Origin of the sequence: Methanosarcina baikalica (assembly GCF_031461075.1) — an archaeon.
Taxonomy (GTDB): Archaea; Halobacteriota; Methanosarcinia; order Methanosarcinales; family Methanosarcinaceae; genus Methanosarcina; species Methanosarcina baikalica.
Window position 1 is genome coordinate 1 of the sequence record NZ_JAVKPK010000122.1, and the last position, 3,470, is coordinate 3,470.

A 3,470-nucleotide genomic window follows, 5' to 3' on the forward strand; every position below is an offset into this window, starting at 1 on the left:
TCTAGGACTTGTATTCTAAAATTAATACAAAAACCATTTATAAAGCCAGTTATAACCCAACTGAGTCCGGGCTTCCGGGCTCGACTCAGTTATCCGGTGAGTTTTTGTTTCTGGCTAATTTTATTAAGCTTTCACCTGGATGTTCACAACAGATGCTGAAAATGTATGGATCTTGATAGTTTCGAGAGCGAATTCATGAATGCTTCAAGCATGTTCACTCAATCTTAACACTTAATGAATAAAGGTACTCTTCTCCGAAATCGAACTTTTTATTTATTACTGGCAAAAACTTACTGTTTACATCGGCTGATGTATATTCCATCACGGAAAGCACTTCTTTGTAGGCTTTCCTGTGAAAAATACCATACTGTTTTGAGTACATTTTCACATTCTCAGCCGCTGATATGTAAAATCAATCTGATTGACTGATAGCAAAAAGGAAACGTGCAGCGCCCAGATGCACCTCTTGTAAGATGCACCTCTTGTAATCAGTACCTCCATCTTGAAGTTCTGATTTGTAAAAACAAATATGAAGATATAGCTGCTCACGAGAGAACGGTTAGAGACGGACAAGAAGAAGGGATGAAGCTTATCCTCCCAGAGTAATCGTTTTGATTCTCGTGTATGTGAAATGAGGCTTTGATGTTTACTCGCAAGCAACCGGATACCTATTACCGCTTAATATTATATATAACTTTTCATCATTTAGGTATGTATATTGTTGAACTATAACAGTTTTTTTTGTTTTTCGGGAAGAAGATCCCCTGGTAATTCTTTTTTCCCATGATAAAGCTCATATTCTCACATATCCATACTTACTTAAGAGAGAATCTGGGGGCATGAAGGATTCTACTGCTTGATGAAAACGAGGCTTTAGAACTGGGACTTGTTCTGGTTGATGAAAAAAATGAAACCGAAATTAAAGGAGTCCTTAATTACCTCTCCGAGCTTGCAGTGAAATATGCAAAAGAAGGACAGGAAAGCGACACCAGAAGATTAATCCAATACATAACAAAAATAGGAAAAGCGGCAGCTATGGCCAGGCTTGAACCGGTTGTTATTAATACGCTTCTTCTTTTTTCTCAAGTTGCGAGAGAAGCCTGCAGGCAGCATATGGAAAATGTCCTTGTGAGCATAGTACTTGCTTTTGGCGAGATCGGGAAAGTTGCAGCAGGACAAAAAATGGAGATTTCCGCAAAGATCGCAGCCTCCTGTCTTGGCGAGATCGGAAATGCGACGACTTTCGCAAGAACCAGAAAAGAAACAATTGCAGTTATTTTTGCTCTTGGGGAAATTGGGAAAAGCGTTACATCTCAAAGTCTGGGTGATGCCGCAAACAGTATAGCAGCCTTTCTTGGGGAAACCGGAAAGGTTGCAGCAAGCCTGAACTTCGAGGATGCAGCATTAAACGCCGAGCTATTGCTGCAGGAAATCGGAACCGGGGCGATTGAACAAAATTTGAAAGAAACTGCTGATATAAGTGTCCGCTCTCTTCAGGATATAGGAAAAACTGCAGATCTGCAGGGGCTTGATAGGGCTTTGCTCCAGGCAGCCTATTCGCTTGAAACGATTAAATTTGATGCAGAGGACCGTTACCTGATGAGCGCTTCCATCATAGCCGAAGTAGCTCTCCTTCACTTTGAAAGATTAGAAATTGAGAAACTGGAAGATAAACTAAATAAAACTTCCAGGGGAAAGAAAAAATTTTTAGGTACTCGTTTATGAATTTTTTCAACTCAGTTTAATGAGTATTTTTATCGAGTAAGTAAAGCCAGTGTCGATTACAATACCTTCCTTCATAAGGGAAAGGAGTGCAGGCAGGATTGTCTAGCTTTGAGGTGCCTTTTCCGGATAAGAACTTTTAATGGGGTGTTCTGAACGTCTAATTTAAATGAAGCTGGGGCAACGGACCTCGGGTTGAGTTCTGTTAAGGATAATGACGAGCGTGGTGTGCTACGATCTATAGATTACCTTACGGAACGGGGAACTGAATACATAAACAAGGGGCTCGAGCCCGATGCAAAAAAGGCCGTTATCAGTATAAGAAATATAGGTAGCGCTGCTGTCTTTCAAAAAATGGGAATCGGGGTGTATTTATCTCTTTTATCTCTTGGAAAGATGGCTGAAGTTGCAAGAGAGCAGAAAATGACTGATATCGGTTTAAGTATCCTTTACTCCCTATGCGCAATCGGGAAGGCAGCGGTTGGGCAAAAGATGGAGGCAGCGGTCAGGATTGCAGTCGCATATCTTGGGGAAATTTCGAATTCCGCGTCTCTTCTGAATATGGAGAGAGAGTCTCTAGCTGCGGCTTTGGCAATAGGATCCATAGGAAAAGAGACCTTCGGGCAGCAGTATATCAGCGTTCCGGAGAATGGAGGTTTCATCCTTCCAGGTTCATGTATACTTTTATCTCACTCCCATGGAGAAGAAGCGATCGTCTTCGCGGACAAATTTCCGGGTATTTTCAGCCTGCTTATTCAACAAGGAGGAGAAGCCGATTTCCTTCAGCACATGCCTGGCCTTGCAGAAAATGAATTTTCTTGCGCAGATTCCAATGACGTTGAAAATGTAATCATTAAGGCTGCCAATTCTCTGGGAACAATGGTTTTCGAAGGTAACAAAAGATTTTTAATAAGCCACCTGCTTATGACAAAACTTGCCCTTGAAACTCTCAATGGGTCTGAATATATACACGAAGCCGAATCTCTTGATTGAAAAAATCAGTAGCCTCTGAATCTTTGATTATAGTTACGGGCATTATCGGATGTGAGGAAATCTCATGCCATATATTAGAAAGGGCAGGCAGCTGGAATCAGAAAACAAACTCAGAAAAAATATAGAACAATGCCTGATTCCATATATCTAATGGCTTGACGGCAGAGAAATTTCAATCTCTCCAGTTTACTCCGATTTTGATACATTTTTATGGAAAAAGTGATAATAATTTGCAAAGGAGATGGAACCTGCTTTCGGCAGGTCGACATAAAAATCCATTCAATTTTTCTATTGATATCGTTTTTTTCAGAACTGTTGAAATTCAATTTAAATCAAAAATTACTAAATGTTAACCATAACATAATTAATATATATTTATAAGAAACGAGATAAATGATAAATAATGTTAGGTATATAGCCCGTATGATCCTGGTTTTTAAGTGAACCTGCAAAAAATAACAATTGAGGATATTTAAATATTAGAATGTGCTTGCTGCCGAATGTAGGATAGATTATTTTGTTATTTCCATAGATTATTTTGTTATTTTCGTAGAGAATTTCTGTTACTTTTCGGGTTTTTGATCGATTGCAGTCATAGAATACGGAAAATAATGGCAATTTGACAATCCAGAAAAATCTTAAAAAGTATCAGTTCAGGTTTATTTATCAGAATTTATATTTCAAAATCATTTTATTATCTCGAATTATTATATTACAGGTGATTATAAAGACTATATTTATTCTGTTTACGCAAC

At 38.8% G+C, this 3,470-nt stretch carries 3 protein-coding genes; 2 read left to right on the top strand and 1 reads right to left on the bottom strand.

The features are described 5' to 3' along the window. Positions 1-214: 214 nt before the first annotated feature. On the bottom strand, positions 215-382 hold the full coding sequence (locus tag RG963_RS16190; protein WP_310577313.1) for a hypothetical protein: 168 nt from the start codon (positions 380-382) through the stop codon (positions 215-217). A gap of 572 nt (positions 383-954) precedes the next feature. On the opposite strand from RG963_RS16190, the gene RG963_RS16195 reads away from it, so the two are divergent. Further along, a complete protein-coding gene (locus tag RG963_RS16195; RefSeq protein WP_310577314.1) occupies positions 955-1,725 on the top strand; it encodes a hypothetical protein in 771 nt (256 codons plus the stop codon). Between the two features lie 192 nt (positions 1,726-1,917). After that, a complete protein-coding gene (locus RG963_RS16200) occupies positions 1,918-2,715 on the top strand; it encodes a hypothetical protein (protein ID WP_310577315.1) in 798 nt (265 codons plus the stop codon). The last annotated feature ends 755 nt before the right edge of the window (positions 2,716-3,470 follow it).

Coding starts and splice junctions, on each gene's coding strand:
- RG963_RS16190 (WP_310577313.1), bottom strand. CDS start 382: ATGTACTCAAAACAGTATGGTATTTTTCACAGGAAAGCCTACAAAGAA.